The following is a 23,673-nucleotide window of genomic DNA, read 5'->3' as shown; positions in this document are numbered from 1 at the left end:
GCCCCACACCGCACCTCATACCTCCCCAGCCTCGTCGCTGGCGGCTGGCGCCGCCAGCGACTCCCTCGCGCGTGCTGTCTCGCGGCCGCCGGGGGCGGCCGCTCGCAGGCACGCGCCACCGCACTATCTTATAAAACATCGTCGCCGAGTTGGAATCTTTCCGGCTCAGTCCAGCCGAACCGCCGCGCCGGTCTCGGAGGACCGGTAGATGGCGTCGATGACGCGCTGAACGCGCAGTCCCTCCTCAACGGTGTTGAGTGTTGGCGCCTCGCCCGCGGCAACCGCTTCGAGGAACGTCGCCTGCTCGGCGGCGTGGGCGTCGCCCTCGCGCGTCTCGACGGTCGCGTCCGTGAGGTGGTGGCCGCCGCCGACGCCCGCCTCGTGGATCGTGAGGTCGTCGCTGCCGCGGTCAAACGTCGCGCCCGCCTCGGTGCCGCGAACGACGAACTCGTCCGTCGCCGGCCGGTTCGTCGCCCACGCGACCTCCAGCGACACCGTGGAGCCGTCGGCGCCGCGGATGAACGCCGACGCGGAGTCGTCGACGTCGAACCCCTCGGGCCCGGCGTCGTCGCCCCACATGTGGACGTACGCGTAGTCGTCGCGACCGCCGAACTCCGAACGCGTCTCCCCCGAGACCTCCACGACCTCGGGGTGATCGAGGAAGTAGAGGGCGAGATCGATCGCGTGGACGCCGATGTCGATGAGCGCGCCGCCGCCGGCGACCTCGCTGGACGTGAACCACGACCCGCGGCCGGGAACACCCCGTCGGCGCACGTAGTTCGCCTCGACGTGGGTCGTCTCGCCGAACCGCCCCTCGTCCTGATAGTGTTTGATCACCCGAACGGGCTCCGCGAACCGGTTGTTGAACCCGACCATACAGAACCCCTCGGCGTCGCGGGCGGCCTCGGCGATGCGCTCCGCGCTCTCGAGCGTGTGCGCCAGCGGCTTCTCCAAGAGGACGTCGAGGCCCGCTTCCAGCGCGGAGGTCGCGTACTCCTCGTGGAAGCGGTTCGGCGTGGTGATCAACACGGCGTCGCAGGCGTCGTAGAGGGCCGCCTCGTCCTCGTATGCGGGGAGGTCGAACTCCTCGTGGAACCGCGCGCGGGTGTCCGCGTCGATGTCCATCCCGCCGACGAGGTTCGCGCCGCGCTCGGCCAGCTTCGTCGCGTGGTGAGTGCCGATGCCGCCGAGACCGACGATCCCCACGGCGACGTCGTTCGGATGCGTCATGGGCGGAATTCACAACGTGTGTTGTTAAGTTTCACGTCCTGCCGGGCGCGCGAGGAACGCGACGCGTCGGGCGACGGGCTGCGGTCAGGCGACAGGGAGGCCGACGGCCGTCGCCGTCGCGGCGTCGATCACCACCGACGCGCCGTCGACCACCGCGGGCGACATCGAGTCGGCGAACTCGAAGAGCTCGCCGAGCGAGTCCGCGTTCTCGACGAGTCCGTCGCGCGCGTCGAGCAGCGCCCGGAACCGCTCCGGTTCGCGGGCGATCACGAACCGACCGACGGACGCGCCGGTCCCGAGAAACGCGAGGAGGGCGAGCGCTCGCGAGATCGCGAGCAACTTCAACAGGATCGGGAGCGCGAGTGCCAGCGCGAGCGCGGCGACCACCCCGGTGACGACCTCACCGAGGGATCCGCCGTCGGCGAGGTCGACGACGCCCGCCCCGGAGAGCAGGACGAACCCGCCCACGAGGAGCGCCAGCGAGCCCCACATGAACGCCGCCAGCAGGCGGACCGGGCCGTCGTAGCCCTTCCCGGCGTCGTCCGGGACGTCGTCGTGGACCCACGGGTTTCGCATACGAGACCTCGGGAGCCGGCGCCCATATAGATCGCTTCAGATCTCGGAAACACCCGGCGTGAAACCGAGTGGCTACTCGCCCGGTCGCGCCCCGGTCATCCACTCGCTCGCCTGCGGTTCGGCCGGGTCGGTGACGACCTCGACGAGCGCGGGGCCGTCCCGGCTGCGAGCGCGCTCGACGGCGTCGCCGACGGCGTCGCGCTCGCGGACGCGCTCCGCGGGCAGACCCATCCCCGACGCGACCGCGACGAGGTCGAGGCCGGTCTCCGCCCAGCCGTAGGCGCCCTCGGGGAACTCGTACGAGCGCTCCGCCTCCTCGCTGATGATCGCGTAGTCGTCGTTGTTGAGCGCGACGACCGTGACATCTATCCCCTCGCTCGCCAGCGTGTGAAGCTCGTGGACGCACATCATGAGCCCGCCGTCGCCGGTGAGTGCGACCACGTCGCGCTCGGGGTTCGCCAGCTTGGCGCCGATCGCCGAGGGGAGGCCGGTGCCCATCGTCGCCCACGAGCCGGGGTTGACGTACGACCGCGGCCCGGACGCGGGGAACGAGACGAGCGTCCACAGCCGGAACCCGCCCGCGTCGGCGGTCACGACCGCCTCATCGGGGACCGCGTCGCGCACCGCCGAGAGGACCTCGACGGAGCGGAGCGGGTCGTCGGGGGCGCGGTCCTCGGAGAGCGCTTCGAACCGCTCGCGGTCAGCCGCGCGGACGGCTTCGGCGCGCTCGGCGCCGGAGCGGTCACGAGACGCCGCCCGCCCGTCCTCCGTGCAGTCGTCGAGCGCGCGGAGGAAGCGGTCGGCGTCGGCGACGACGCCGAGGTCGGTCTCGTAGCCGAACCCCACGTCGTCGCCGTCGAGCGTGACGTGGACCAGCGTCTCCGGCATCGAGACGGACCACGAGGCGGTCGCGACCGCGTCGAGGTCGGAGCCGACAATGAGGCCGACGTCCGCGTCCGCGAGGAGGCCGCGGAGCTCCGCGCTCGCGCCGCCGCAGAGGACGCCGGCCGACAGCGGGTGCGACTCGGGAAGCGTCCCTTTTCCTTTATAAGTCGTTACGACCGGCGCGTCCAGCCCCTCCGCGACCGAGCGGAGCGCGTCGCTCGCGCCCGAGCGCCTGACGCCGCCACCGGCGAGGACGACGGGCGCCGTCGCGTCGGCGAGCAGTTCGGCGGCCTCTGCGACCGCCTCCGCGGGCGGCGCCGGCGGCAGTGAGGGTTCGCGTTCGCCGACCGCCGGCTGGGGCGTCCGGCCCGCGAGAACGTCTTTCGGGATCCCGACGCGGACCGGGCCCTGCGGGTGTTCACGCGCGATACGGATCGCCTCGACCACCGCGGGGACCGCGCCCGCGGGCGAGTCCACGAGGACGTTCTCCTTGACGACGGTGTCGTACGTCTCGGGCGGCGTCTCGTGGATGCCGTCGCCGCCGCGGACCGACCGCTCCGTCTCGACGGCGAGGTGGAGGAGCGGGACGCAGTCGTTCAGCGCGTTCTTCAGCCCGTTCATCGCGTTCGTGTCGCCCGGGCCGGGGACGACGCAGGTGGCGGCCATTTCGCCCGGCTCGCTCGTCTCGGCGTACCCCCACGCCTGATGGGAGACGGCGGTCTCGTGGCGGGCGACGACGAACCGCGCGTCGCGGTCCGCGAGCGCCCGGTTCAGCGGGAGAGTCTGCTTCCCGGGGATGCCGAAGACGGTCTCGACGCCGCGGTCGAGCATGGCGTCGACGACCGCCTCGGCGACGGTCGGGGGCAGGTCGTCGGTCGCGGCCGGATCGGCCGCGGGCGAGGGCTCGTCAGCGTCCATGTCGCGAAGTCACCGGAGTGTGTGTTGAAAGCTTCGCCCGACGACGGTCCGCGGTCGGGTTCGTGGCGTCGACGCGGGCGCACGAAGGGAACGGCCGGGAGACGCGACGACCCCCCGCGGTACATACACACTTATACTCACGTGCGTTGTCATATGGTATGAATGCGCTTACCAGAGACACGGGACCTGTTCGCGAGAAAGCTAGAGTTTCCGGCACCCCGAAGCGAGGTGCTTGAGACGGTCGGTGACACGGAGCTGTCGCCGCCGGACGGGGAGTCCACGACGATCCGGGCGGTCGTCGATCGGTCGGACATCGAGACGTTCGACTCGGCGGACGACCTCTACGACACGCTGATGATGCTCGTCGGCGCCCAGTTCATCGGGCGCCGGTACTACGACGACCGCGGCGGAATGCCGGGCGACGAGGAGAACGAGGTGAGCTTCTGATGTCCGTCACGCTCGTGTCGGGGGTCAACGGCGTCGGCCTCTCCAGCGTCTGTCAAGCGGTCCGACGGGGACTCGGAGACGGGTACAAGCTGATCAACTTCGGCGACGTGATGCTCGAACAGGCGGCGGCGATGGGCATCACGACCGAGCGGGCCCAGCTCGGTACGCTCTCGCAGACAGAGACGCGTCGCCTCCAGCGCCGCGCGGGCGAGTTCGTCGCCGAGGAGGCGGCGACGACGAACGTGATCCTCTCGACGCACCTCGCGGTCGAAACGCAGACCGGCTACGTCCAGGGGCTCCCGGTCGAAGTCCTTCGGGACGTCTCGCCGGACGCGTTCGTCCTCGTGGAGGCGGAGCCGGCGACGATCCTCGAACGAAGGCGGGAGAGCGACCGCGACCTCGACGGGATCACCGAACGCCAGATCGACTTCGAGCAGGACCTCAACCGCTCCGCGGCGCTCCAGTACGCGAGAGACCAGAACGCGCCTGTTCGGTTCGTCGAGAACGAGGGGGAGATCGAAACGGCGGCCGAGCGCCTAGCAGACTCGCTCTGACCGGCCGAATCGGGTCGGCCCACACCGCGGGCCGAGGGGGTCGCGTCGCGGGCTGAGGGGTCGCGTCGCGCGTCACTCCGCGACGTTCGTCTCGCGGACGCGGACGCCCTTCCGGCCGAGGTGGCGCATCTGCCGCTGGGCGAACTCCTCTTCGCTCGACCCGCGCGTCGCGAGGACGTAGACCAGCGCGGAGCCGGTCGGGCGCATCGTCCGGCCGGCGCGCTGTGACCCCTGTCGCCGGGAGCCGCCGAGGCCGCTCGCGACGACCGCGAGCTCGGCGTTCGGGAGGTCGATCCCCTCGTCGCCGACCCGCGAGACGACGAGGACGTCGAGGTCGTCGCTTTCGGTGTCTTCAGCGTTGCTGTCCGCCGCTCGGAACCGCCGGAACAGCTCCGCGCGCTCGTGGTGCGGCGTCTCGCCGCTGATGAACGGGGCGCCGAGCGCGTCGGCGATTTCCCGCCCGTGGTCGAGGTACTCGACGAAGACGAGCGCCTTCTTGTCGCGGTGGGCCGCGAGCAGGTAGCGGATCTCCTCGACCTTCGCGGGGTTCTCGGCCGCGAGCCGTCTGCGCTCGCGGCCGTCCGCGGCGGCATACTCGCTCTGGGCCAGCTCGTCGCGCCACGGCACGTAGCGGATCTCGACTTCGGGCTCTTGGACGAAGCCAGCCTCGAACAGCGCGTCCCAGTCGGCGCCGATGGGTTGCCCGATCAGGGTGTAGATATCCTCCTCGCTGCCGGTCTCGCTGACGGGCGTCGCCGAGAGCCCGAGCCGGTGTTTGCTCTGGAACTCCGCGGTTCGGGAGTACACGGGGGCGGTAACGTGATGCACCTCGTCGAAGCAGATCAGCCCCCACTTCCGGGAGTCGAAGAGGCTTCGGTGGCGGTCCATCCCCGCGATCTGGTAGGTGGCGATCGTGACGGGGCTGATGTCCTTGGTTCCCCCGTGGTACAGCCCGATATCGCCCGGGTCGACCGTCGAGTGGTCGAGCAGCTCCTCGCGCCACTGGTCGGCGAGCTCGCGCGAGGGGACGAGGATGAGGGTCTCGCCGCCCACGGCCGCGATCGTCGCGATCGCGGCGACGGTCTTGCCGGAGCCGGGCGGCCCGACGTACACGCCCGACTTGCGGTCGAGGAACGTCTCCACCCACGTCTCTTGGTAGTCGCGGAGGTCCGTCGTGAGCTCGATATCGACGGGGTCGCCGGTTTCGAGGTCGCGGTCGTCCTCGACCGGATAGCCCGCGTCGTAGAGCGCGCGCTTGATCTCGGCGACCGCGCCCTCGTTCACCCACGCCTCCGTGTCGGAGATCGGCGCGCGGAGGTGGTCGTCGTCGAGGTGCTGATCCGCGACGTTCCCCATCAGGCTCTCCGAGGCGGCCGTCAGGACCACGTAGCCGTCCTCGTGGGTCGAGAGCCGGAAGCGGTGCGCGCGGCGCCACTGGTCGCGGACCCAGTCTTCGAGGTGCTCGAAGCGGCGCGGGAGGACGGAGCGGAGCGCGCCCACGAGCGCGTCGGCGTCGTCGAACGGCGCGGCCCACACGTCCTCCTGCCGGATCCGATAGAGGTAGCCGCGGGTCCCCGGCTCGGTGCCGGTCGTGTCGACGAGGTTCGCGAACTGCGAGAGCCGCGCCCGGGTGTACTGGGTGGGGCGGTCGACGACAATCTCGCGGCGCTTCGGGAAGGCGACGACGCGCTCGCGGCTCGCCAACGCGCCCCAGTCGCGCGGGTAGAAGACGACGGGATCGGCCTCAACGTCGAGCCGGTCCACGTCGCCGCGGTCGACGAGCGCTGCGAGGGCGTCGCGGGCCGCGGCCTGCGTGGTGCCGAGTCGGCGGGCCACCTCGCTCGCGGTCGCGACCGGGCGCTCCTCGGCTTCGAGCGCCTCGTGGAAGCGATCTACGGAGATATTGTCGGCGTCAGAGCTGTCGGGGTCGGGAGTCGCGTCGTCGTCGGGAGCGTCGCCTCCGGAGTCTTCGCCGGCGTCATCGCCGGTGTCGTCGGTCATCACCGACGCTTCGACCGCGACGCGGAAAGGGGTAGCGTCACCGGGTGGGCGGTCCGGTCGGCCGGTACTCGGCACAAAACATATACGGCGAATTCGAAAAACGTCCGGCCCCATGCTCGACGCTGAATTCGAAGTGTGTACCGAGTGCGGCAACCTTCACATGGAAGGCGGGGCCGGTCCCCGTGACGTATCGGAGTGCGCGGTGTGCGGCGGCCGCGTGAGCGACGTCGAACTCGACGACATCATCGGGTTGTAGACGGGCCCGGCCGAGTTGGCGCCGCCTCCGAGAGGGCAGTGAGGTGAATCATTTTTGACATCCTCCTCCGCCTGAAGGCGGAGGAATCCCGAGCGTTGGGATATTAGGGTTTGCAGACTCCCTGTTCTCTCGGTGTGAACCGTCCGCTCTCGCGGTCGAACAGGAAGACTCCGGGCTGTGCCAACCAGCCGTTATTCATATCCCCCGTCGGGGGACTCTGAGTTATCTTTCTGCGAATGTTCACCGCACCGTTCACGTCTGCGTTCATCGTCGTCTCGCACGACTCACAGACGTACAGACCGCGCTCCACACGATTCGAGCCACGAATCTGTCCGCAACACGAACACGTCTTTGAGGTGTTCTCCTCGTCCACTCGGTCAACGAGGATGCCGTGTTCCTCGGCCTTGTATTCGAGCAGGCGAACAAATCTGTCGAACTCCCATCCGTGGAGTTTCTTGTTCCCCGACTGACCCCAATTCCGCGAGTCGCCGTTCTCATCCTCGCGGATGTCACTGAGGTCGCCAACCGAGATCATCTCCACACTTTCTTCGATACACCGCTCAACAATGTGTTTCGAGAGCGTGTGGAGGAAATGGTCTTTGCGCCGGGAGAGTTTCCGGCGAGCCTTCCGCGCACGCTTTGACGGCCCGTTCTCGCCTTCGGTCTGGTACTCCTCACGGGTGAAGTAATGCTTGTCTTCTTTCAGCGTGTTCCCCGGATACAGTTCACTCTCGCCGTCCTCGTAGTCGATGGCGAGATAGTTGCTGATACCGAGGTCGATCCCCGCCGTGTTGTCACCCGGTGCGTCTTCGACTGGGATTTCTTTCTTACAGACGAGGTGGAGTTCCCACTCGTCGCCGTTCCAGACGGCACGCACTTGCTGGATGTTCTCGACTTCTACGTCGGGGCGAGTTTCGTACTCCACGAGGATGAAGTCAGACCGTGACTCTTTCAGATTGAAGCCTTTCGAGAGGCGGAGCTGGCCGTGCTTGTCGTCGTGCTTGATCGCTCGCTTCTTCCACGTCACGGTGGATCGCGGATGGATGTCGCCACGTTTCCGGTAGCCCGGTGGGTTGTTGCCGTCGTCGGAGTTGTACCAGCCGGTGAACGCTTCAGCAAGTTCTTCGAGAACTCGCTGACTTGACTGAGAATGGAGATCACTGTAGCGTTCGTGGTCTTTCAACTCCGATTTGAGTTCGGCTTCGTCGGGTATCTCACCGCCTTCGTCCCACCGTTCTTGGATGTAGTAGCGTCCGACATTCCACAGTTTGGATGCAGAGAACCCGCACTGGTCGAGGTCGTCACGAACCTGACTGTGGTTCGTGATGCGTGCGACGTAGGTGCGGGTTGTCTCCAGCATCGAACTGTCCTCATAATACATTATGAGAGAGTGTATATTAAAATTAATGACCGGACGTTGAATATCCGATTGGGGTGGCTTCAGTGGGGTGTCGGTCAGAGTGTCGGATTCATCCCGCGGCTAAAGGCGCGGGTATTCTCCTTGTTCTTTATAAGCAGCTGGGACAGCGCGGGTTCGCTCGTCCGACAGCGGCCCGAGTAGCCGCGTCGTCACCGATCTGGCGGGATCGACTCCGATAGTTCAGTTGCTGTTTATAAGTAGCCGCTCTCGCCGCGGAGAGCACTCCAAAGCCCCAGCCGCTCGCTTATAAATGGCTACTGACGGAGCGACGGTGAACGACCCCAAAGCCCCAGCCGCTCGCTTATAAATGGCTACTGACGGAGCGACGGTGAACGACCCCAAAGCCCCAGCCGCTCGCTTATAAATAGCTACTGACGGAGCGACGGTGAACGACCCCAAAGCCCCAGCCGCTCGCTTATAAATAGCTACTGACGGAGCGACGGTGAACGACCCCAAAGCCCCAGCCGCGAGGGCTCGGTGCGCTCGCTGCGGTCCTCGTCGTTCGCTTCGCTCACTCCTGCGGTCCTTGCGTCGCGCGCCTTCGCCCTCGCGGCTGCCCCTTTGAGTCCCACCCGACCACCCCGCACCGCAGCCTCACACCTCCCCAGCCTCGTCGCTGGCGGCTGGCGCCGCCAGCGACTCCCTCGCGCGTGCTGGCTCGCGGCCTAGCGGCCGCTCGCAGGCACGCGCCACCGCACCGCGTAGCCACTGGCAAAGAGCGTGACTACTCGGGAGTCGTTTATAAATCGCGTCGCCGGCTACCGACCCGGTGACCGCTGCCGACACCGCCGCGAGGTGATCCCCTCCTTCGAGCGGAACCGGCAGCCGCAGTCGGTACAGCGCACGAACGGCTCGCCCGGCTCGGTTTCGAGGCGGTGCTCGCCCACCTCGAACGGGCGGGTAACCGTTCTGGGGCGGATCTGGTCCGGGATCGCCGTCGACGCGGACTCGCTCAGCGCGGCTCGCACGGCGATGGTGTCGACGTCGACGCCGTCCCACCGCGAGGCTTCGAGAGCGGCGTCGCGGTCCGCGACCTCGGTCCAGCCGGTGACGACGACCGGGGAGTTCGTCTCCGTGTCGCTCACGACCACGACGAAGCGGACGCCACCCTCGACCAGCGCGAACCGCCAGCCGTCGGTGTTGTTCCACCGGAGCTGCCCCTCACGGATCGCGTCGCTCACGGTGCGCGTCGAGACGTACCGACCGGGCTGTTCGAGCCGCTCGCGGAAGTGGTCGGTGAGCGCGTACAGGGACGGGTCGCGCACGGGCGGATCCTCCGGCGTCCGGGCGGTCGCCTCCCCGCCGTGCGGCGAGTCGACCGACCGATACTCCCGGTTTCGGCCGGTCCGGTCGGTTCGGCCGGCGCGAGCGCGGCGCCGCGCGGGCGACTCCGGCGGCGACCGAGGCCGTACGTCGTCCTCTCGGCTCGCGGCGGCGGTCGTGGAAGCGGTCCGACGCTCCGTCGATCCGGGCCCGAGGGGCTCCGCGTCCCCCGACCCGCCCTGTCGGGATGCCACTACGACACCGTATCGAGCGCGCTCTTAAGTGTGTTACGGCGACACAGGGACTCGACCGTCCGGTCCGCGCCCGGCGGCTCGGGGTCCTACTCGTGACCGGAGACGCGGACCGGCTCGTACGGCTCTTCGAGCCACTCGACGTCGGAGTCGGAGAGGTCGACGTCCAGCGCCTCGACGGCGTCTTCGAGGTGTTCGACGCTGGAAGTGCCGACGATGGGCGCGTCGACGACATCCTTGCCGGCCACCCACCGGAGCGCGATCTGCGCCATCTTCACGCCCTTCTCCTCGGCGAGCTCCTCGACGCGACGGTTGATCTCCTCGCCGCCGCCCTCGCGGTAGGGCCTGCCGAGATCGGTCTCGTGTTCCCCCCGGGTCGTCGCGTCGTCCTGTTCGTACGGCCGTGCGAGGTACCCCGCGCCGACGGGGCTCCACGGGATCATCCCCACGTCCTTCTTCTCGCACAGCGGGGCCATCTCGCGCTCCTCCTCGCGATACGCGAGGTTGTAGAGGTTCTGCATCGTGACGAACCGCTCGTACCCTCGCCGTTCGCTGACGCGGAGCGACTCGGCGAACTGGTGGGCCCACATCGAGGAGGCGCCGAGGTACCGCACGTCGCCGCGCCGCACCGCGTCGTCGAGCGTCGCGAGCGTCTCCTCGATCGGCGTGTCGTAATCCCAGCGGTGGATCTGATACAGGTCGACCGTGTCCATCCCGAGCCGGTCGAGCGAGTTCTCGAGCTCCTGCTCGATCGCCTTGCGCGAAAGGCCGCTCGAGTTCGGGTTCGACTCGTCCATCTCGCCGTACACCTTCGTGGCGACGACGAACTCGTCGCGGTCGTACTCGCCGAGGACGTCGCCGAGGATCTCCTCGCTCTCGCCGTTCGAGTAGACGTTCGCGGTGTCGAAGAACGTGATCCCAAGCTCGATCGCGCGCTCGACCAGCTCGCGGCCCTCCTCTTCGTCGAGCATCCAGTCGTGCCCGCTCCCGAAGCTCATACACCCGAGCGCGAGTCCGCTCACGGTCGCTCCCGTGCCGCCCAGCGTCGTGTACTCCATGTGGAAGCCGCCGGCCGCGGGGGCCATAAAACGTCGCGCCCCGGCAGTCGCCTTCGGGACCGGCCGGTCCGGCGAATCGCCGGCCGGAGGGTCGTCACGGGAGCGACTCGCAGGCCTCGCCGTCGCCGTCCGCGTCGAGATCGTGCGGGTCGCCCGACGATCGGTCGAGGACCGCGTTCGCCTCCGCCCGCGTGTCGAAGTCGTCGCAGTCGTAGTCGCCGTCGGGCGGCAGCGGCGGGAGGTCGGCGTCGTCGACCTCGCTCGCGTCGGTCGGGTAGTCGGACTCGTCGAAGTTCCAGAGCCCCACCCCGCGCTCCATCGCGTCCGCCTCGGCCGCCGCGTACGCGTCGCGCAGCGCGAACTCGGTGTCGTACAGCCGCGCGTACCCCTCCGTCAGCAGGCGTTCGTTGAAATCCTCGCCGTCGACGTACAGCACCGCGAGGAGGCGCCCGTAGCCCCCGCGGCGGTCGCCGCCCGTGACGACCGTGACCTCCTCGCCGGCGAGCGCCGACTCCGCGAACGCCGACGCCTCGTCGCCCCACGCCCGGAGGTGCGCCCGGCCGGCGTCCGTCTCGGGGATCCCCTCGAACTCGCCGGGCGACGTCGACCCGACGCTCGTCTCGGGCGTGTCGACGCCGAGGAGCCTGACGGTGTCGACCTCGCCGTTCGGGAACTCGACCTCCATCGTGTCGCCGTCGACGACGCGCACGACGGTGCCGGTCCAGGCGGTGTCGTCCGGATCGTTCGGGTCGACGCCGTCCGGGTCGGCCGGGGGCGAGTCGAGGTCGGCAGGCGGCGAGTCGGAGCCGACGTCCGGGACCGGCGCGCCGGCGCAGCCGGCCAGCACGACGAGGAGGACGACGGCGATCGACCGCCAGAGAACGCTCATACCCGCTCGTCGGCCGGAGTGGTGAAAAGTCGGGTGGTGGCGGTGTCGGCGAAATTGAACTTTGTGAACCGTCGGTCGAACCGGCCAGTGAGGTGGTCGGCGTAGTCGTTGCGCACCACGTTGGCGTCGGCTCGCGTGCCGAATTCGACGATCCCCGTCACACACAGTTCTCCGCGATGTCCGCGCCGGTCGGGTCGAACGCGAGCGCCGGGCAGGGTTCCCCATCGTCGACGCGCGCCCCTTCGGCGGCCTCGCCGTCGACGGCGTCGGAGCCCATCTCGTCACGAAGCACCAGGGCGTCCGCGCCGGTCGGGTTGAGGTCGCAGTACCGGCCCGGCTCGTCGTCCCAGAACGGACAGGGGAGACGGTACGCGGTCGCCCGACGGTAGATCTCGCGGAGCCGTGACAGCGCGGTTCGCTCGCCCTCGTTCTCCGGCTGGAGCGCGAGGGCGGCGCCAGCTTCAGAGGCGCGCATCACCGATCACCGCCTCGATGAGGGCCGCGGCACCGATACCGAGCAGCAGCCCCTTCGCCGCGCGCTCGTAGCCGTCGAACGCCGACTCAGCGGCGGAGGCCGATTGCGCGCTCCGGCTCGCTTTATTCGCCGCGACGTAGGCCATGAAGGTGCTGTACTCGCCGAACTCGTCGACGTGGTGCCAGTAGGCGAAGTGCGGCGCCAGCTCCGGCTCGTCGTTTTCGATCGCTTCTTTTGCGTCCTCAAACTCCTCGGTCGTCGGTAGGTCAGTGGTGACCATACCGACACGTCACACGCCCGCAGTATAGTTATTATTGATTAATTGATAACTGAATAAATTGTGAAAGGGAGACGATCACTTCGTTGATTTGCTGAGACACAGAATTACAGGTATCATCAGTTGGATACATGCTTGAATTAGATTTATATGAAACGATAATCAGTTCCCAATATGGCTAATATAGTCGCTGGTGCGAAGTGTCCTCACTGTGGTTCAACAATCGAGGGTGAAAATATAGATATATTGATGGGAACTGGATCGTCTAACACGGAGGGCTATAATGGGGGTATGACGAGTAGTTCAACAACATCACTTCGCGTCTGTCCCTCTTGTAACACAATCTTAGGATAGTGTTTTATTGGTTCAGGCGGGCTGAACTGTTTTTCAAATAGAACGCGGCTTCCGTGCCGATTAGTAACTACACCCGATCGATGTGGTCGTAGACTCTCTCGGTGGTCTGGATCGTCGCATGCCTGAGCCGGTTCCGCACGTCGTTGTGACCCTCCTCAACGTTGAGCATCCGGTAGGCGATGCTGTGGCGGAGCGTGTGCGGCGTCACGTCCTTCGGGTCACCTCGCCCAGTGACCGTCATCGGTCGCACGTCGGCGCCGACGGCGGCCTCCCGGACGACGTTGCGGACCGACTCGGTCGTCATCCGATCAGACTGCCGTGACGGCCACATAGCCGCAGCCTCCTTCCAGCGACCGGCGAGATACGTCCGAAGCGTCCGGACGGTCTCGTCGGCCAGCTCAATTTCGGTGTAGTTCGGCGTGCGGTCGGTCGGGTAGTCCTTCTGGATGTCTGCCGGGAGCGCGAGAACGCCGTCGTCGAGGTCGATGTGGTCGGCCACGTCGAGCGCGACGGCCTCCGCGACGCGGAGCCCGGAGTCGTAGAGCGTCGCGATCAGCGCGTCGTTGCGAGCGGCGAGGTACGGCGCGCTCGCTTCGACGGTCGCGGAACGCATCTGGTCAACCTGCTCCGGCTTGAGCCAGACGGTCGCTTTGTCCTGAGTTTGGGTTTCCATTGTTCGGGGTGTTTCGAGGTAGCTGGTTTATAAACGGTTCAGGGGAGGTGCGAGTTTGGGTTTCTGTATAGAGAATCCCAAACTGGTCTGATGGGTACGCACACCAAATGTCAGTGAGGTCAGAGACGATACCAAAGTTAACCTTTTTGTCAATGGTGCTTGTACATTGAGGTGACAAGTTCGTATTACAATATTTAAACTGATATAATATTCAAAATGTATGGTTTTGCTCTCTCTGTCTTCGAGATTATTGGACTCATAGCTCCGCTGGTAGCAATTCTCATCATCCAGATAGTGAGGAATGAGGAGCTACGTTCTGCTATACCCGATAACTGGATTCTTGAGCTTTCTACCGGTTTGTTCATCACTGGGCTACTCCTTATTGGAGCGATATTCGGGGCAACAGCTGTCGCATCTAGATCCCTCACCAGTATTTTTGAACTAATCACTCTGTTTTTCCTAGCGAGTGGGATCGGCGGACTCGTGATCTCAGCAACAGCTATTCCAGCATTAGTTATGTTCGACTCATTGGATTTCGACGACGAGGAACAGACTGAGCTTGAGGACCACGCAGAATCACAATCGGGTAACACACAAGATGAAACAGACAGAGACTCTGGGCAAGATTTAGGTTCACAGGAAAATGACGATGAGGTACAGACGGTTGAGCCCGACACAGAGAACTGATACAGAGCCGTTCCCCTACACCAATGACAACCACTGGAATGAGCCGGTCCGAGATTCGGAATACTGCTTCCCGTCTTCGGCGGCTTTTCCTTTTCCTTGTGATCGCCTTGGGGTCGGTAGTCTTCTCTACAGCAATTAGCCATCCGGCCGCACAGATCGCATCGGTCGGGCTGTCTGCATTCTTCTTTGGCTATTTGCTCTACGTTGGTTCTCCTCTCCTCAAGCGAATAGTCTCGTAAATAAATAACAGACTGGTTCATTCTTTCCTCACGTACTCGACGACGTGTGCCGCGTTCTGCTCGTCATGGCCGACGAACCGCGTCTCGCCCGGCTCGACGTGGATCCGCTCGCTATGGTCGCACGACAGGCACGTCACCTCATAGATGCGGTGTCGACGGCGGTCAGCCGCGTCCTCGACGTCGCGCTTCCCGCGGAGGTCGACGTTCGGCGCCGCGCCCTGGACCGTCGCGTCGTTACGCATCGGCCACCCCGTCGCCGTCGCGGTCGCCGTCGACGAACGCGGTCGCAGTCCCGCACCGCGGGCAGGTCGTGGTCCGCCTCCGCTGAACGTCGTCGGTCGTCTCGACGAGCGTCCGGACCCAGTCGTGGCCGAACAGCCGGCAGCGGAGGTCACGTATCGCGGTCACCTCTGCTCTCCGCGGCTTCGACGTCGATCTCGATGTCGACCGTCTCGTCGCTGTCGCGACGAGTGCTCATGATTCACCCCGTCCACTTCGAAATTCGCACGACCGCGTCGGGGGCGTTACGAACCTTGTTGAACTCCGATTTTTCGGGGCATCTTCTGAAAACGTGGCCTAACGGCTCACATCTTCTACGGACTGAAATAGCCGGTTCTGGGTTCTACCCGGAATCGGCAAGAAGCTGCCATCTGCCCTCCCCGAATTGAACTCGCCGAGACAGTCCGGGCGTGCGGCTCGCTTCGCTCGCCGTTCCGGGCTGTGACTCGTCTGCTCAATTCGGGTCGGTCGTCCCTCTCGGTCAGCAACCGCTCGCTGTCGCTCACGGTTGCTGAGGTTCAGTCCGCCCTCCCCGAATTGAACGGGGGACAAGTCGATCTACAGTCGACTGCTCTACCAAGCTGAGCTAAGGGCGGTTACCAAAACATAGCCGCCGGATTCGACTTAAGGGTTCCCTTTCAGAACCGGTGTGATCCGCCGTACCGCGGCCCCGATCGCCGGACTCGAACGCCGCTCGCGTCGCGACCGGACCGCCTCGCCGCGCGGCAGTTAAGTCGCTCGCGGCGGGAGCGGGGACATGGCCGACGGCGACGACAGACAGGCGACGTTCGGGTCGGACGGGAGCCTCGAGACCGAGACGACGCCGGACGCGACGGGCGAGAACGACTTTGGCGAGGAGAAGGAGGCCAACGAGACCGACGGCGGGTACAGCCGCTACGTCGTCTCCAGCCTCCTCCAGAAGGCGGTCCGGCGCTCCGACGAGGAGGTCGCGGCGTGGGCTGCGTGGGAGCTGGCCCGCTCCGGGTACGCCTGGAACCTCTGGGACCGGCTCAACCTCTACGTCGTCGAGGACCTCCGCGCGGGCGACGAGGTCGCGCTCCTGATCGAGCGCTACGAGGAGCTCGCCACCGAGCGCTGGGAGCCGGCCGAATGGAAGGGCCGCCTCTGCGCGATCCACGCCGCGCTCGCGGCCGCCCGCGCCCGCTCGACCCGCGAGGCGTCGAACGCGGACGCCTACTTCTCCGCGGTGGCCGAAATCCGGGCCGAGGCCCGCGAGCGCGGCGAGGAGCCGGCACACGACTTCCCCGTCGGCGACCTCGAACCGGACGGAAAGTTCGACGCCGTCTTTGACGGCCACACCGGTGAGGGGTCGAAGCGCGGGCGCGGCACCCGATTCTTCAAGACGCACGGGGCCCGCGTCGGACCGGAGGGCGAAGACGAGCAGAGCGCGCGCTGGCAGCGCCTCGCGATGATACTCGACGAGGAGACCGAGTACGACGCCGACGAGCTCGACCGCGCTGTCGAACCGGTCGACCCAGACGACCCGTGGGGTGAGTCGGAGTCGGACGGCGAGGGTCCGAGCGAGAAGGACGCCACCGGAACGAGCGCGAGCGACGGCGACGACGAGGACACGGGCGACGACGGCGACGACGACGGGAGCGGTTCGCTCAGCGACTTCGCGGAGTGACCGCTCCCGAGTTCGTCGAGGCCGTCGACGACCTCGGCCTCACTCTCTCCCGGCGCGAGCGACCGCGGTCAGGCTCGCGAACGCGACGGCGACGACCGCGGCGACGGCGCCGAATCCGGGCGCCCCGTCGTCGGTGCCGTCGCTCGATCTGTCGGTCTCCTCCGTCTCGGAGTCGTTCGGTTCGGTCTCGTTCGTCTCGGTCCCGTTCGCGTCGCTCGCGACCGACTCCGGCGGCGCCGCCTCGACGGCGGCCCCCACGGCGGCCGGCGCGTCGACGACCCCGTGGCCGTACCGGGCGTCGGGCGCCGTCGCGTTCTCGGGGTGGACCGCGGTGTCGACGAGCGCCGACTCGATCGCGGGGGCCGCGACGCGACCGTCGGTCGCTGCCACCGCGAGCGCCGCGACCCCGCTCACGTGCGGTGCGGCCATGCTCGTCCCCTGTCGGAATACGTAGCTCTCACGCGTGCCGGCGGCGGCGCTGGCGATCCGGACACCCGGTGCGGTCACGTCGGGGACGACGTACGTCGCCGGCCAGTCTGCCGGATGCTCGCCGAAGGCGTCGCTTGCGTTTATCCGCTGGCCGCCCGAGAACGGCGGGACCCGTCGCTCCTCGTCGACCGCGCCGACGGCGACCGCGTCGTACGCGTTGGCGGGCGACGAGGAGGCGTTCGGGCCCTCGTTGCCGACGGCGGCGACGACGACCGTCCCCGTCGCGCGGGCGTTCCTGACCGGCCCGACGAACCCGCGGAACGTGCCGTTCGCGCCGAGGCTCAGCTGGAGCACGTCGGCGTCGGCCGCGGTCGTCGCGTGTTCCATCGACGCGACGACCGCCGCGAACGTCGCCGTCCCGTTCTCGTCGAACGCGTCGAGCCCGTAGAGGCTCGCCTCGGGCGCGACGCCGATGTACGTCCCGGAGGCGTTCCCGCCCGTCGCCGTCCCCGCGACGTGGGTCCCGTGGCCGTCCGGGTCGCTCGCGTCCGCGACGTCGTCGCTCACGAGCGTCCCGTTCTCGTCGAACGACGCCCACCCCGCGAGGTCGATGTCTCGGTGGTCCGGGTCGACCCCAGTGTCGACGACCGCGACGGTCGCACCCGCGCCCCGCGTGTCGAACTCACTCCACGCGGTCGGCGCGCCGATCCGCCGCACACCGGCCACGGCCCGACCGCTCGGGTCGGCGCCGAGCTGTGGGTTCGCAGTCGCATCGCCCCCCGACTCGGCGTCGGCCTCGATCGGCTCGATAACGACGTTCTCGTGGATCCGGGCGACGTTCTCGACCGCGCGCAGATCGGCCGCCGTCACGCGCCCCGCGTCGACGGTGACGAGCAGCGCGTTCGCCAGCCAGAACTCACGTTCCACCGTGACGCCGGGCCGCGAGGCCGCGAACGACTCGAAGGCCGCCTGCTCGGCGGCGGCGTGGTCGCGCAGGTCGGCGACGGTCGCGCTCGCGTTCGCGCCCGTCGCGGGAACGCCCTCCGTCGCGCCGAGCGCCGCGGGGTCCTCGACCGAGTCGAACCGCACCACGAGTTCGACCGTTCCGTTCTCCCCGTCCAGCGGTGACCCGCTCCGATCGGTCGTCGAGGGAGATCCGTCGTGGACCGACCCCGCGGCGGGGTCGGCGGCCGCGACGCCGGCGGCCCCGGCCGCGACCGCGACGAGGACGACGCCGGCCGCCATCGCGAGCGCGACTGCGACGCGGACGCGCGGATCGCGAGACCGAGCCCGTCCCTCCCGAGCGACCCCCGCGTCGACCCGTTCCGCGACCGGCCGTTCATTACACGCCACCCTTCGAGGGTCGGCGCAAATACCTTCTGCTCGGTCGAGGTGGGGCCAACCGGTCGCGCGTCGGCCGGGGCAGGCCGACAGCGAGACGCGCTCGGCGCTTACCGATCCCCGCTTCCGCCAACCCTTATGCGCCGGCCGGCGTAGACGCGCACATGACGAACGTCGTAATCGTCGGCGGCGGACCCGCCGGCCTGAGCGCAGGACTGTTCGCGAGCAAGAACGGCCTCGACACCACCCTGTTCGACACGGACGGGACGTGGATGCACAAGGCGCACCTGTTCAACTACCTCGGCGTGGGCTCCGTCGGCGGCAGCGAGTTCATGGCGACCGCGCGCCAGCAGGTGGACGACTTCGGCGTCGACCGTCACCAGGGCGAGGAGGTCACCGGCGTCGAGGCGACCGGAGACGGCTTCACGGTCTCGACCGAGGACGGCGAGTACGACGCCGACTACGTCGTCCTCGCGACGGGCGCAAACCGCGACCTCGCGGAGGAGCTTGGCTGCGAGTTCGACGACGACGACACCGTCAGCGTCGGCGTCTCGATGGAGACCAGCGTCGAGGGCGCCTACGCGACCGGCGCGATGGCCCGCGCCGAGGAGTGGCAGGCGGTCATCTCCGCGGGCGACGGCGCCGCCGCCGCGCTCAACATCCTCTCGAACGAGAAGGGCGAGCACTACCACGACTTCGACGTCCCCGACACCGCGGCGTCGGTGTTCGGCGACCTGATCGACGACGAGGAGTAACCCCTTTTCGGCGCGCCCTTCCGCGCCGATCCGTTATCCGTCCCTTCAGCGACGCGACAGGCGCCGCCGTACCGCGTCGACGCTGCGTCGGATCCCCGACCCGACCCGCATCGCGGCGAACGCGCCGCGGACGAACCAGTCCGTCGGGATCCGCTCGGGGAACGTCAGCGGGCCGACCCGCGAGACGCCGACCGTTCGGGCCTCCGTGTACCGCTGAATCCCCTCCCTGCCGTGCCGGCGGCCGAGCCCGGAGTCGCCGAACCCGCCCATCGGTGCGTCGTTCGCGCCCCACGTCGCGAGGAAGGCGTCGTTGACGTTCACCGTGCCGCAGTCGATCTCGCGGGCGATCTCGGCGCCGCGCTCGCGGTCCGCGGTCCAGACGCTCGCGTTGAGTCCGTACGGGGAGTCGTTGGCGGCGTCGACCGCGGCCGCCGCATCGGGGACCAGCGTCACCGCGACCACTGGGCCGAACGTCTCCTCGCACGCGACCGTCGCGTCCGGGTCGACGCCGGTCAGTATCGTCGGCTCGTAGCAGTACGGCGCCACGTCTGGCCGGGCGCGGCCGCCGGTCTCGACGGTCGCGCCGCGCTCGCGGGCGTCCGAGACGTGCGACTCGACGCGGGCCAGCTGGTCGGCGTCGACGAGCGAGCCGAGGTCGGCGCCGTAGTCGTAGCCGGTCCCGAGCGTCAGCGCCTCCGTCTCGCGGACGAACGCGTCGAGGAAGTCCTGATACGCGGACTCGACGACGTAGATCCGCTCGGCGGAGAGGCAGAGCTGGCCCGCGTTCGAGAAGCAGGCCTGAACCGCGCCGCGGGCGACCTCCTCGACGTCGGCGTCCCCGAGTACGACGAGCGGGTTGTTGCCGCCGAGCTCCAGCGAGCAGCCGATCAGGTTCCGGCCAGCGCGCTCGGCGATCGTCCGGCCCGTCGCCGTGCTTCCGGTGAACGCGACGTAGTCGACCGCGTCGATCAGCGGCGGGCCGATCTCGGGCCCCTCGCCCGTGACGACCTGGAAGAGGTCGTCCGGGAGGCCGGCGAGCTCCAGCAGCTCTGAGAGCAACAGGGCCCCGTACGGCGTCTTCTCGTCCGGTTTGAGGACGACCGCGTTGCCCGCGGCCAGCGCGGGGATCGCGTCGGCCATCGACAGCGTGAGCGGGTAGTTCCACGGCGAGATCACGCCGACGACGCCGACCGGCTCGCGCGTGACCGTCGCGGTCGTGATCCCGGGCGCGACGCCCCGCCGCCGCTCGTCGGCGAGCGCGTCGGGCGCCTCGCTCGCGACGTACGCGCAGCCGGTCGGCACGTCGAACAGCTCCTCGACCGCGGTGCGGCGGGACTTCCCGGTCTCCAGTTGGAGGAGGTCGAGCAGCTCTTCCCGGTGGTCCGCGACGAGCTCGCCGAACCGCTCGACGACGCGGGCGCGCTCCTCCGCGGGCTTCTCAGCCCACCGCTCCTGCGCGTCCCGGGCGCGCTCGACCGCGGCCTCGACGTCGTCGGCGTCGCAGGCCGGCACGCTCCCGATCCGCTCGTCGGTCGCCGGGGCGAACACGTCGATGCGGTCGCCGTGGTCGCTCGCGTCGTCGTCCGCCGGCCGCGAGCGCGCCACGCGGTCGGCGAGTCCGTCGAGCCGTCGCGCCGCGAGCGTCGGGGCGTTGCCGACCGCGGTCGGGGGGTCCGTCGAGGACATCGGATACCGTGTCGACGGGCGGCGGAGGGAAAGCCGTACCGGCGACGGGGGCAAGTGCGGGAGCCGGTCAGTCCGTCGAATCGCGGCGCTCGGCGGTGGCGTCGGCCGAGGCGCCGGTCTCGGAGAGCATGTCGACGGTTTCGAGGAGCAGCGACACGACGAGGGGGCCGACGATGACCCCGACTGCGCCGAGCGTGAGAATGCCGCCGACGAAGCCGACGAAATACAGCCCGGGAGAGATCTTCCCGGTCCAGTCGGCGAGCTGGGTCCGGATCACCGCGTCCGGGACGAAGGCGACGACGACGAGGCCGACCACCAGCACGGCGACCGCTCGCCCGGTCTCACCCACGAGCAGGTCGCCGACCCCGAGCGCGACGATCAGCACGCTCGGGCCGACGACGGGGACGAACTGGAGGACCCCCGCGATGACGGCCAACAGGACCGGCGAGCCGTAGCCGAGGAGCCGGAACACCGCGAGCGCGAGGACGAAGGTCCCGGCCGCGGTCGCGGCCTGAAGCACGTAGATCGAGTACAGCGTCCGCCGCGTCCGCTCGTGGAGCCGAGCCGGGATGTCGTGGTACTCGGCCGGGACGACGCCGAAGACGGCCGTTCCGACCGCGTTCGGTCGGTAGAGGATCCCGTAGACGAGGAAGGTGAACACGACGAGCTCCAGGACGAGCACCGGCGCGGCGGCCGCGACCGCCAGCGCGACCTCCCGGAGCCACGCCTCGGCGGCCGCGACGAAGGGCGCGATCTCGACGACCGTCTCGAACCCGCCGACGCTGATCGGGACGACGTCCGGGATCCCCTCGAGGATCGCGATCAGCTCCGACCGGCGCCGGTACAGCGCGTACAGCAGCGGCGCCACGAGGAGCGTGGCGCCGACGAACGCAACGGCGGTGGCGACGGCGCACGCGATCCGCCGCGAGAGGCCGCGGCCGACGAGCCGCTGGCGGAGGGGGTAGAGGACGTACGCCACGGTGACCGCGAACACGACCGTCCGCAGCACCTCTGCCAGCACGGCCGCCGCGAGCGTCGCCAGCGCGACGAGCAGCACCGCCAGCAGCCGTTGCCGGGTGAGAACCATGTGTGCGAGTCACGATCGGCGAGGAAAGTCGTTGCGGTGGCCGCGGCGACCGCGAGCCTATTTTTAAAAGCCCGCGACTGGTGGCGACGATGGCTTATAAAGAACAATGCGGTCGGCGCGTGCCTCCGAGCGCCCTTTGGGCGTGAGGAGCGCGCGCGAGGGAGTCAGTCGCCGGAGCGAAGCGGAGGCGACTGACGAGGCTGGGGAGGCGTGAGGTGCGGTCGCGGTCGGGTGGGACTCAAAGGGGCAGCCGCGAGGCGGCCGCAGGCGACGCAAGCACTGGAGGGAGCGAGCAGCGCGAGCGACCGAAGCGCGCAGCGAGCGTGCGGCCGCCTCGCGGCTGGGGCTTTGGAGGAGTTCACCGCCGATCGGCGATCAGCGATTTATAAACAATCCACCGAGATTTGGACGCATTTCTCGTCGACGTATCGAAGGGGCACCACGAACACGTCAATCCGCCCCGCGGTCGCCGTGAGCAACCACAGCACCTAACCTCGCGCCGGCCCGAGGACGCCCATGCGCATCGACCCGTTCGGCCTCGAACGCTGGTTCGCGGAGCACGAACACGAGGCCGACATCATGCTGGCCGAAAGCGGCATCCGGTCGCTCGACGCGAGTCGGTTCGACCTCGACCCCGGGAAGCTCGGCTACGTCATCCCGACCAACGGCGACCCCGAGTTCCGGGCGTCCGTCGGCGACCGCTACGACCGCTCCGCCGACGAAGTCCTCTTCACCTGCGGCACGCAAGAGGCGAACTTCCTAACGTTCCTCTCGCTGCTCGGCGACGAGGGCGCCGTCGACGGGGAGGGCGACGCCTCGGACGCCGACGCGGCGGGCGTCGGCTCCGGCACCCACGCCGTCGTCGTCACCCCCACCTATCAGGCGCTCCACGCCGTCCCCGACGCCTTCGGGGACGTCACCCGCGTCGAACTGGAGCCGCCGGAGTGGGAACTGGATCCCGACGCGATCGCCGACGCGGCCCGCGACGACACGGCCGTGATCGTCGTCAACAATCCGAACAACCCGACCGGGCAGTACCACGACGAGGCCGCGATGCGGGCCGTCTACGACGTCGCCGTCGAGCGCGACGCCTACCTGCTCTGCGACGAGGTGTACCGCCTGCTCGCCGACGAGCCGCAGCCGCCGGTCGCGAGCTACGGCGCGCACGGTATCTCCACCACCAGCCTCACGAAGGCGTACGGGCTCGCCGGACTGCGGTTCGGCTGGATAGCCGGCCCGGAGCCGGTCGTCGAGCGCGCGTGGCAGTGGAAGGACTACACGACCATCTCGCCGAGCCTCTTCGGCCAGCACGTCGCGAAGCAGGCGCTCGGCCGGCGCGAGGACCGGATCCTCGCCGAGAACCGCGAGCTTGCGGCCGATCACCGCGAGACGGTCGCAGAGTGGGTCGACCAGCACGACCTCGACTGGCTCGACCCGGTCGGCGTCAACGCGTTCGTCACTGTCCCTGACGGCTTCGACGACGCGGAGGCGTTCTGCCGGACGGTCGTCGAGGAGGCGAGCGTCGTCCTCGCGCCCGGAAACCTGTTCGGCTTCCCGGACCGCTTCCGGATCGGGTTCGGCCTCCCGACCGAAGAGCTGGAGGAGGGGCTCGACCGCGTGAGCCGCGTGATCGAGGACCACGCAGCGCCCTCCGACTCGGCCGCAACGACCGGAGGTGACGCCTGATGGGGCTGTTCGGCGAGCTCAAAGAGGACGTGGTCGAGTTCGTCCGCGACCCGACCGACGAGCAGAAGATACTGGTGACGGCGGCGGTCGCCATCGCGATCGCTGACCGCGCGCTCTACTTCGTCGACTTCCCGTTCGTCGTGCGGACGACGGCCGCCGTCGGCGTCGGCTTCATCGTCATGTTCCTCGTCAGCTACCTGTACACGGGACAGTTCGTCCCGCCGGACGGGAACGTCGACGACGACGAAGGGGTAGAGGAGTACGTCGACGAACTCGACCCCTGACCGCCACAGCCGAGTCCGGCGAACT

At 68.4% G+C, this 23,673-nt stretch carries 25 protein-coding genes and 1 tRNA gene; 8 read left to right on the top strand and 18 right to left on the bottom strand.

Annotated features, from left to right (window positions below; genetic code table 11):
- Positions 1–165 precede the first annotated feature (165 nt).
- The 3 genes from J7656_RS07220 to J7656_RS07210 all read right to left on the bottom strand — a co-directional run bounded on the left by J7656_RS07220 (position 166) and on the right by J7656_RS07210 (position 3,609).
- Entirely contained in the window at positions 166–1,230 is a 1,065-nt protein-coding gene (locus J7656_RS07220; protein ID WP_017344631.1) for a Gfo/Idh/MocA family protein, read from the bottom strand.
- 84 nt (positions 1,231–1,314) lie between these two features.
- Entirely contained in the window at positions 1,315–1,806 is a 492-nt protein-coding gene (locus J7656_RS07215; RefSeq protein WP_017344630.1) for a hypothetical protein, read from the bottom strand.
- Positions 1,807–1,878: 72 nt separating this feature from the next.
- Entirely contained in the window at positions 1,879–3,609 is a 1,731-nt protein-coding gene (locus tag J7656_RS07210) for a thiamine pyrophosphate-binding protein (RefSeq protein ID WP_211554499.1), read from the bottom strand.
- 162 nt (positions 3,610–3,771) lie between these two features.
- Here J7656_RS07210 and J7656_RS07205 point away from each other — a divergent pair, with 162 nt between their 5' ends.
- Positions 3,772–4,056 (top strand): DUF5789 family protein, encoded by a 285-nt coding sequence (locus J7656_RS07205; protein ID WP_017344628.1) that lies wholly within the window; start codon positions 3,772–3,774, stop codon positions 4,054–4,056.
- Positions 4,056–4,610, top strand: coding sequence for an adenylate kinase (locus J7656_RS07200; protein WP_017344627.1), 555 nt, complete (start codon positions 4,056–4,058; stop codon positions 4,608–4,610). The genes J7656_RS07205 and J7656_RS07200 overlap by 1 nt, the downstream gene beginning before the upstream one ends.
- Positions 4,611–4,682: 72 nt before the next feature.
- Here J7656_RS07200 and J7656_RS07195 read toward each other — a convergent pair whose 3' ends face one another.
- Positions 4,683–6,611, bottom strand: a complete 1,929-nt coding sequence (locus J7656_RS07195; protein WP_211554497.1) for a DEAD/DEAH box helicase — start codon at positions 6,609–6,611, stop codon at positions 4,683–4,685.
- Positions 6,612–6,723: 112 nt separating this feature from the next.
- Here J7656_RS07195 and J7656_RS07190 point away from each other — a divergent pair, with 112 nt between their 5' ends.
- Positions 6,724–6,867, top strand: a complete 144-nt coding sequence (locus J7656_RS07190) for a hypothetical protein (protein WP_017344624.1) — start codon at positions 6,724–6,726, stop codon at positions 6,865–6,867.
- Positions 6,868–6,970: 103 nt separating this feature from the next.
- On the opposite strand, the gene J7656_RS07185 is transcribed toward J7656_RS07190, so the two are convergent.
- From J7656_RS07185 to J7656_RS07150, 8 genes are all read right to left on the bottom strand, one after another.
- A complete protein-coding gene (locus J7656_RS07185; protein ID WP_026046316.1) occupies positions 6,971–8,227 on the bottom strand; it encodes an RNA-guided endonuclease InsQ/TnpB family protein in 1,257 nt (418 codons plus the stop codon).
- Between the two features lie 818 nt (positions 8,228–9,045).
- The gene (locus tag J7656_RS07180; RefSeq protein ID WP_017344622.1) at positions 9,046–9,804 is read right to left on the bottom strand and encodes a hypothetical protein; all 759 of its coding nucleotides are present in this window, start codon (positions 9,802–9,804) and stop codon (positions 9,046–9,048) included.
- A gap of 86 nt (positions 9,805–9,890) precedes the next feature.
- Positions 9,891–10,859: an aldo/keto reductase gene (locus tag J7656_RS07175; RefSeq protein ID WP_211554554.1), complete on the bottom strand. Its 969-nt coding sequence runs from the start codon at positions 10,857–10,859 to the stop codon at positions 9,891–9,893.
- 94 nt (positions 10,860–10,953) lie between these two features.
- The gene (locus tag J7656_RS07170; protein WP_211554496.1) at positions 10,954–11,748 is read right to left on the bottom strand and encodes a thermonuclease family protein; all 795 of its coding nucleotides are present in this window, start codon (positions 11,746–11,748) and stop codon (positions 10,954–10,956) included.
- On the bottom strand, positions 11,745–11,909 hold the full coding sequence (locus tag J7656_RS07165) for a hypothetical protein (RefSeq protein ID WP_017344619.1): 165 nt from the start codon (positions 11,907–11,909) through the stop codon (positions 11,745–11,747). The genes J7656_RS07170 and J7656_RS07165 overlap by 4 nt, the downstream gene beginning before the upstream one ends.
- Positions 11,906–12,223: a hypothetical protein gene (locus J7656_RS07160; RefSeq protein ID WP_017344618.1), complete on the bottom strand. Its 318-nt coding sequence runs from the start codon at positions 12,221–12,223 to the stop codon at positions 11,906–11,908. Before J7656_RS07160 ends, J7656_RS07165 begins: the two co-directional genes overlap by 4 nt.
- Positions 12,210–12,503, bottom strand: a complete 294-nt coding sequence (locus tag J7656_RS07155) for a hypothetical protein (RefSeq protein ID WP_017344617.1) — start codon at positions 12,501–12,503, stop codon at positions 12,210–12,212. Before J7656_RS07155 ends, J7656_RS07160 begins: the two co-directional genes overlap by 14 nt.
- A 418-nt stretch (positions 12,504–12,921) precedes the next feature.
- Positions 12,922–13,527 carry a tyrosine-type recombinase/integrase gene (locus J7656_RS07150; protein WP_017344616.1) on the bottom strand — a complete coding sequence of 202 codons (606 nt, stop codon included), beginning with the start codon at positions 13,525–13,527 and terminating at the stop codon, positions 12,922–12,924.
- Between the two features lie 216 nt (positions 13,528–13,743).
- Here J7656_RS07150 and J7656_RS07145 point away from each other — a divergent pair, with 216 nt between their 5' ends.
- Positions 13,744–14,214 carry a hypothetical protein gene (locus tag J7656_RS07145; RefSeq protein WP_155118227.1) on the top strand — a complete coding sequence of 157 codons (471 nt, stop codon included), beginning with the start codon at positions 13,744–13,746 and terminating at the stop codon, positions 14,212–14,214.
- Between the two features lie 256 nt (positions 14,215–14,470).
- On the opposite strand, the gene J7656_RS07140 is transcribed toward J7656_RS07145, so the two are convergent.
- The 3 genes from J7656_RS07140 to J7656_RS07130 all read right to left on the bottom strand — a co-directional run bounded on the left by J7656_RS07140 (position 14,471) and on the right by J7656_RS07130 (position 15,328).
- Positions 14,471–14,695 (bottom strand): hypothetical protein, encoded by a 225-nt coding sequence (locus J7656_RS07140; RefSeq protein WP_017344615.1) that lies wholly within the window; start codon positions 14,693–14,695, stop codon positions 14,471–14,473.
- Positions 14,688–14,861, bottom strand: coding sequence for a hypothetical protein (locus tag J7656_RS07135; RefSeq protein WP_017344614.1), 174 nt, complete (start codon positions 14,859–14,861; stop codon positions 14,688–14,690). The genes J7656_RS07140 and J7656_RS07135 overlap by 8 nt, the downstream gene beginning before the upstream one ends.
- Positions 14,862–15,254: 393 nt before the next feature.
- Positions 15,255–15,328, bottom strand: a tRNA-Tyr gene (locus tag J7656_RS07130).
- Between the two features lie 161 nt (positions 15,329–15,489).
- Between J7656_RS07130 and J7656_RS07125 the strand changes: the two genes are divergently transcribed.
- Positions 15,490–16,380 carry a hypothetical protein gene (locus J7656_RS07125; RefSeq protein WP_211554495.1) on the top strand — a complete coding sequence of 297 codons (891 nt, stop codon included), beginning with the start codon at positions 15,490–15,492 and terminating at the stop codon, positions 16,378–16,380.
- 39 nt (positions 16,381–16,419) lie between these two features.
- Here the strand turns inward: J7656_RS07125 and J7656_RS07120 are convergent, their stop codons facing one another.
- Positions 16,420–18,054: a S8 family serine peptidase gene (locus J7656_RS07120; protein ID WP_211554494.1), complete on the bottom strand. Its 1,635-nt coding sequence runs from the start codon at positions 18,052–18,054 to the stop codon at positions 16,420–16,422.
- A gap of 260 nt (positions 18,055–18,314) precedes the next feature.
- On the opposite strand from J7656_RS07120, the gene J7656_RS07115 reads away from it, so the two are divergent.
- Positions 18,315–18,905: an NAD(P)/FAD-dependent oxidoreductase gene (locus tag J7656_RS07115; RefSeq protein ID WP_017344611.1), complete on the top strand. Its 591-nt coding sequence runs from the start codon at positions 18,315–18,317 to the stop codon at positions 18,903–18,905.
- Between the two features lie 45 nt (positions 18,906–18,950).
- Here J7656_RS07115 and J7656_RS07110 read toward each other — a convergent pair whose 3' ends face one another.
- Entirely contained in the window at positions 18,951–20,591 is a 1,641-nt protein-coding gene (locus tag J7656_RS07110) for a succinic semialdehyde dehydrogenase (RefSeq protein WP_017344610.1), read from the bottom strand.
- 67 nt (positions 20,592–20,658) lie between these two features.
- A complete protein-coding gene (locus tag J7656_RS07105; RefSeq protein ID WP_017344609.1) occupies positions 20,659–21,678 on the bottom strand; it encodes an AI-2E family transporter in 1,020 nt (339 codons plus the stop codon).
- 516 nt (positions 21,679–22,194) lie between these two features.
- On the opposite strand from J7656_RS07105, the gene J7656_RS07100 reads away from it, so the two are divergent.
- Together J7656_RS07100 and J7656_RS07095 are read left to right on the top strand one after the other, a co-directional pair.
- Positions 22,195–23,364 carry an aminotransferase class I/II-fold pyridoxal phosphate-dependent enzyme gene (locus J7656_RS07100; protein ID WP_017344608.1) on the top strand — a complete coding sequence of 390 codons (1,170 nt, stop codon included), beginning with the start codon at positions 22,195–22,197 and terminating at the stop codon, positions 23,362–23,364.
- Entirely contained in the window at positions 23,364–23,648 is a 285-nt protein-coding gene (locus tag J7656_RS07095) for a hypothetical protein (RefSeq protein ID WP_017344607.1), read from the top strand. The genes J7656_RS07100 and J7656_RS07095 overlap by 1 nt, the downstream gene beginning before the upstream one ends.
- Positions 23,649–23,673: the final 25 nt, after the last annotated feature.

Source organism: Halorubrum ruber, assembly GCF_018228765.1.
Lineage (GTDB): Archaea > Halobacteriota > Halobacteria > Halobacteriales > Haloferacaceae > Halorubrum > Halorubrum ruber.
This window is presented reverse-complemented; position numbering and strand designations above follow the sequence as displayed.

Excerpts from the sequence above, each read along its gene's own strand:
- J7656_RS07220 (WP_017344631.1), bottom strand. The coding sequence starts at position 1,230 with ATGACGCATCCGAACGACGTCGCCGTGGGGATCGTCGGTCTCGGCGGC.
- J7656_RS07215 (WP_017344630.1), bottom strand. The coding sequence starts at position 1,806 with ATGCGAAACCCGTGGGTCCACGACGACGTCCCGGACGACGCCGGGAAG.
- J7656_RS07210 (WP_211554499.1), bottom strand. The coding sequence starts at position 3,609 with ATGGACGCTGACGAGCCCTCGCCCGCGGCCGATCCGGCCGCGACCGAC.
- J7656_RS07205 (WP_017344628.1), top strand. The coding sequence starts at position 3,772 with ATGCGCTTACCAGAGACACGGGACCTGTTCGCGAGAAAGCTAGAGTTT.
- J7656_RS07200 (WP_017344627.1), top strand. The coding sequence starts at position 4,056 with ATGTCCGTCACGCTCGTGTCGGGGGTCAACGGCGTCGGCCTCTCCAGC.
- J7656_RS07195 (WP_211554497.1), bottom strand. The coding sequence starts at position 6,611 with ATGACCGACGACACCGGCGATGACGCCGGCGAAGACTCCGGAGGCGAC.
- J7656_RS07190 (WP_017344624.1), top strand. The coding sequence starts at position 6,724 with ATGCTCGACGCTGAATTCGAAGTGTGTACCGAGTGCGGCAACCTTCAC.
- J7656_RS07185 (WP_026046316.1), bottom strand. The coding sequence starts at position 8,227 with ATGCTGGAGACAACCCGCACCTACGTCGCACGCATCACGAACCACAGT.
- J7656_RS07175 (WP_211554554.1), bottom strand. The coding sequence starts at position 10,859 with ATGGAGTACACGACGCTGGGCGGCACGGGAGCGACCGTGAGCGGACTC.
- J7656_RS07170 (WP_211554496.1), bottom strand. The coding sequence starts at position 11,748 with ATGAGCGTTCTCTGGCGGTCGATCGCCGTCGTCCTCCTCGTCGTGCTG.
- J7656_RS07160 (WP_017344618.1), bottom strand. The coding sequence starts at position 12,223 with ATGCGCGCCTCTGAAGCTGGCGCCGCCCTCGCGCTCCAGCCGGAGAAC.
- J7656_RS07155 (WP_017344617.1), bottom strand. The coding sequence starts at position 12,503 with ATGGTCACCACTGACCTACCGACGACCGAGGAGTTTGAGGACGCAAAA.
- J7656_RS07150 (WP_017344616.1), bottom strand. The coding sequence starts at position 13,527 with ATGGAAACCCAAACTCAGGACAAAGCGACCGTCTGGCTCAAGCCGGAG.
- J7656_RS07145 (WP_155118227.1), top strand. The coding sequence starts at position 13,744 with ATGTATGGTTTTGCTCTCTCTGTCTTCGAGATTATTGGACTCATAGCT.
- J7656_RS07140 (WP_017344615.1), bottom strand. The coding sequence starts at position 14,695 with ATGCGTAACGACGCGACGGTCCAGGGCGCGGCGCCGAACGTCGACCTC.
- J7656_RS07125 (WP_211554495.1), top strand. The coding sequence starts at position 15,490 with ATGGCCGACGGCGACGACAGACAGGCGACGTTCGGGTCGGACGGGAGC.
- J7656_RS07120 (WP_211554494.1), bottom strand. The coding sequence starts at position 18,054 with ATGGCGGCCGGCGTCGTCCTCGTCGCGGTCGCGGCCGGGGCCGCCGGC.
- J7656_RS07115 (WP_017344611.1), top strand. The coding sequence starts at position 18,315 with ATGACGAACGTCGTAATCGTCGGCGGCGGACCCGCCGGCCTGAGCGCA.
- J7656_RS07110 (WP_017344610.1), bottom strand. The coding sequence starts at position 20,591 with ATGTCCTCGACGGACCCCCCGACCGCGGTCGGCAACGCCCCGACGCTC.
- J7656_RS07105 (WP_017344609.1), bottom strand. The coding sequence starts at position 21,678 with ATGGTTCTCACCCGGCAACGGCTGCTGGCGGTGCTGCTCGTCGCGCTG.
- J7656_RS07100 (WP_017344608.1), top strand. The coding sequence starts at position 22,195 with ATGCGCATCGACCCGTTCGGCCTCGAACGCTGGTTCGCGGAGCACGAA.
- J7656_RS07095 (WP_017344607.1), top strand. The coding sequence starts at position 23,364 with ATGGGGCTGTTCGGCGAGCTCAAAGAGGACGTGGTCGAGTTCGTCCGC.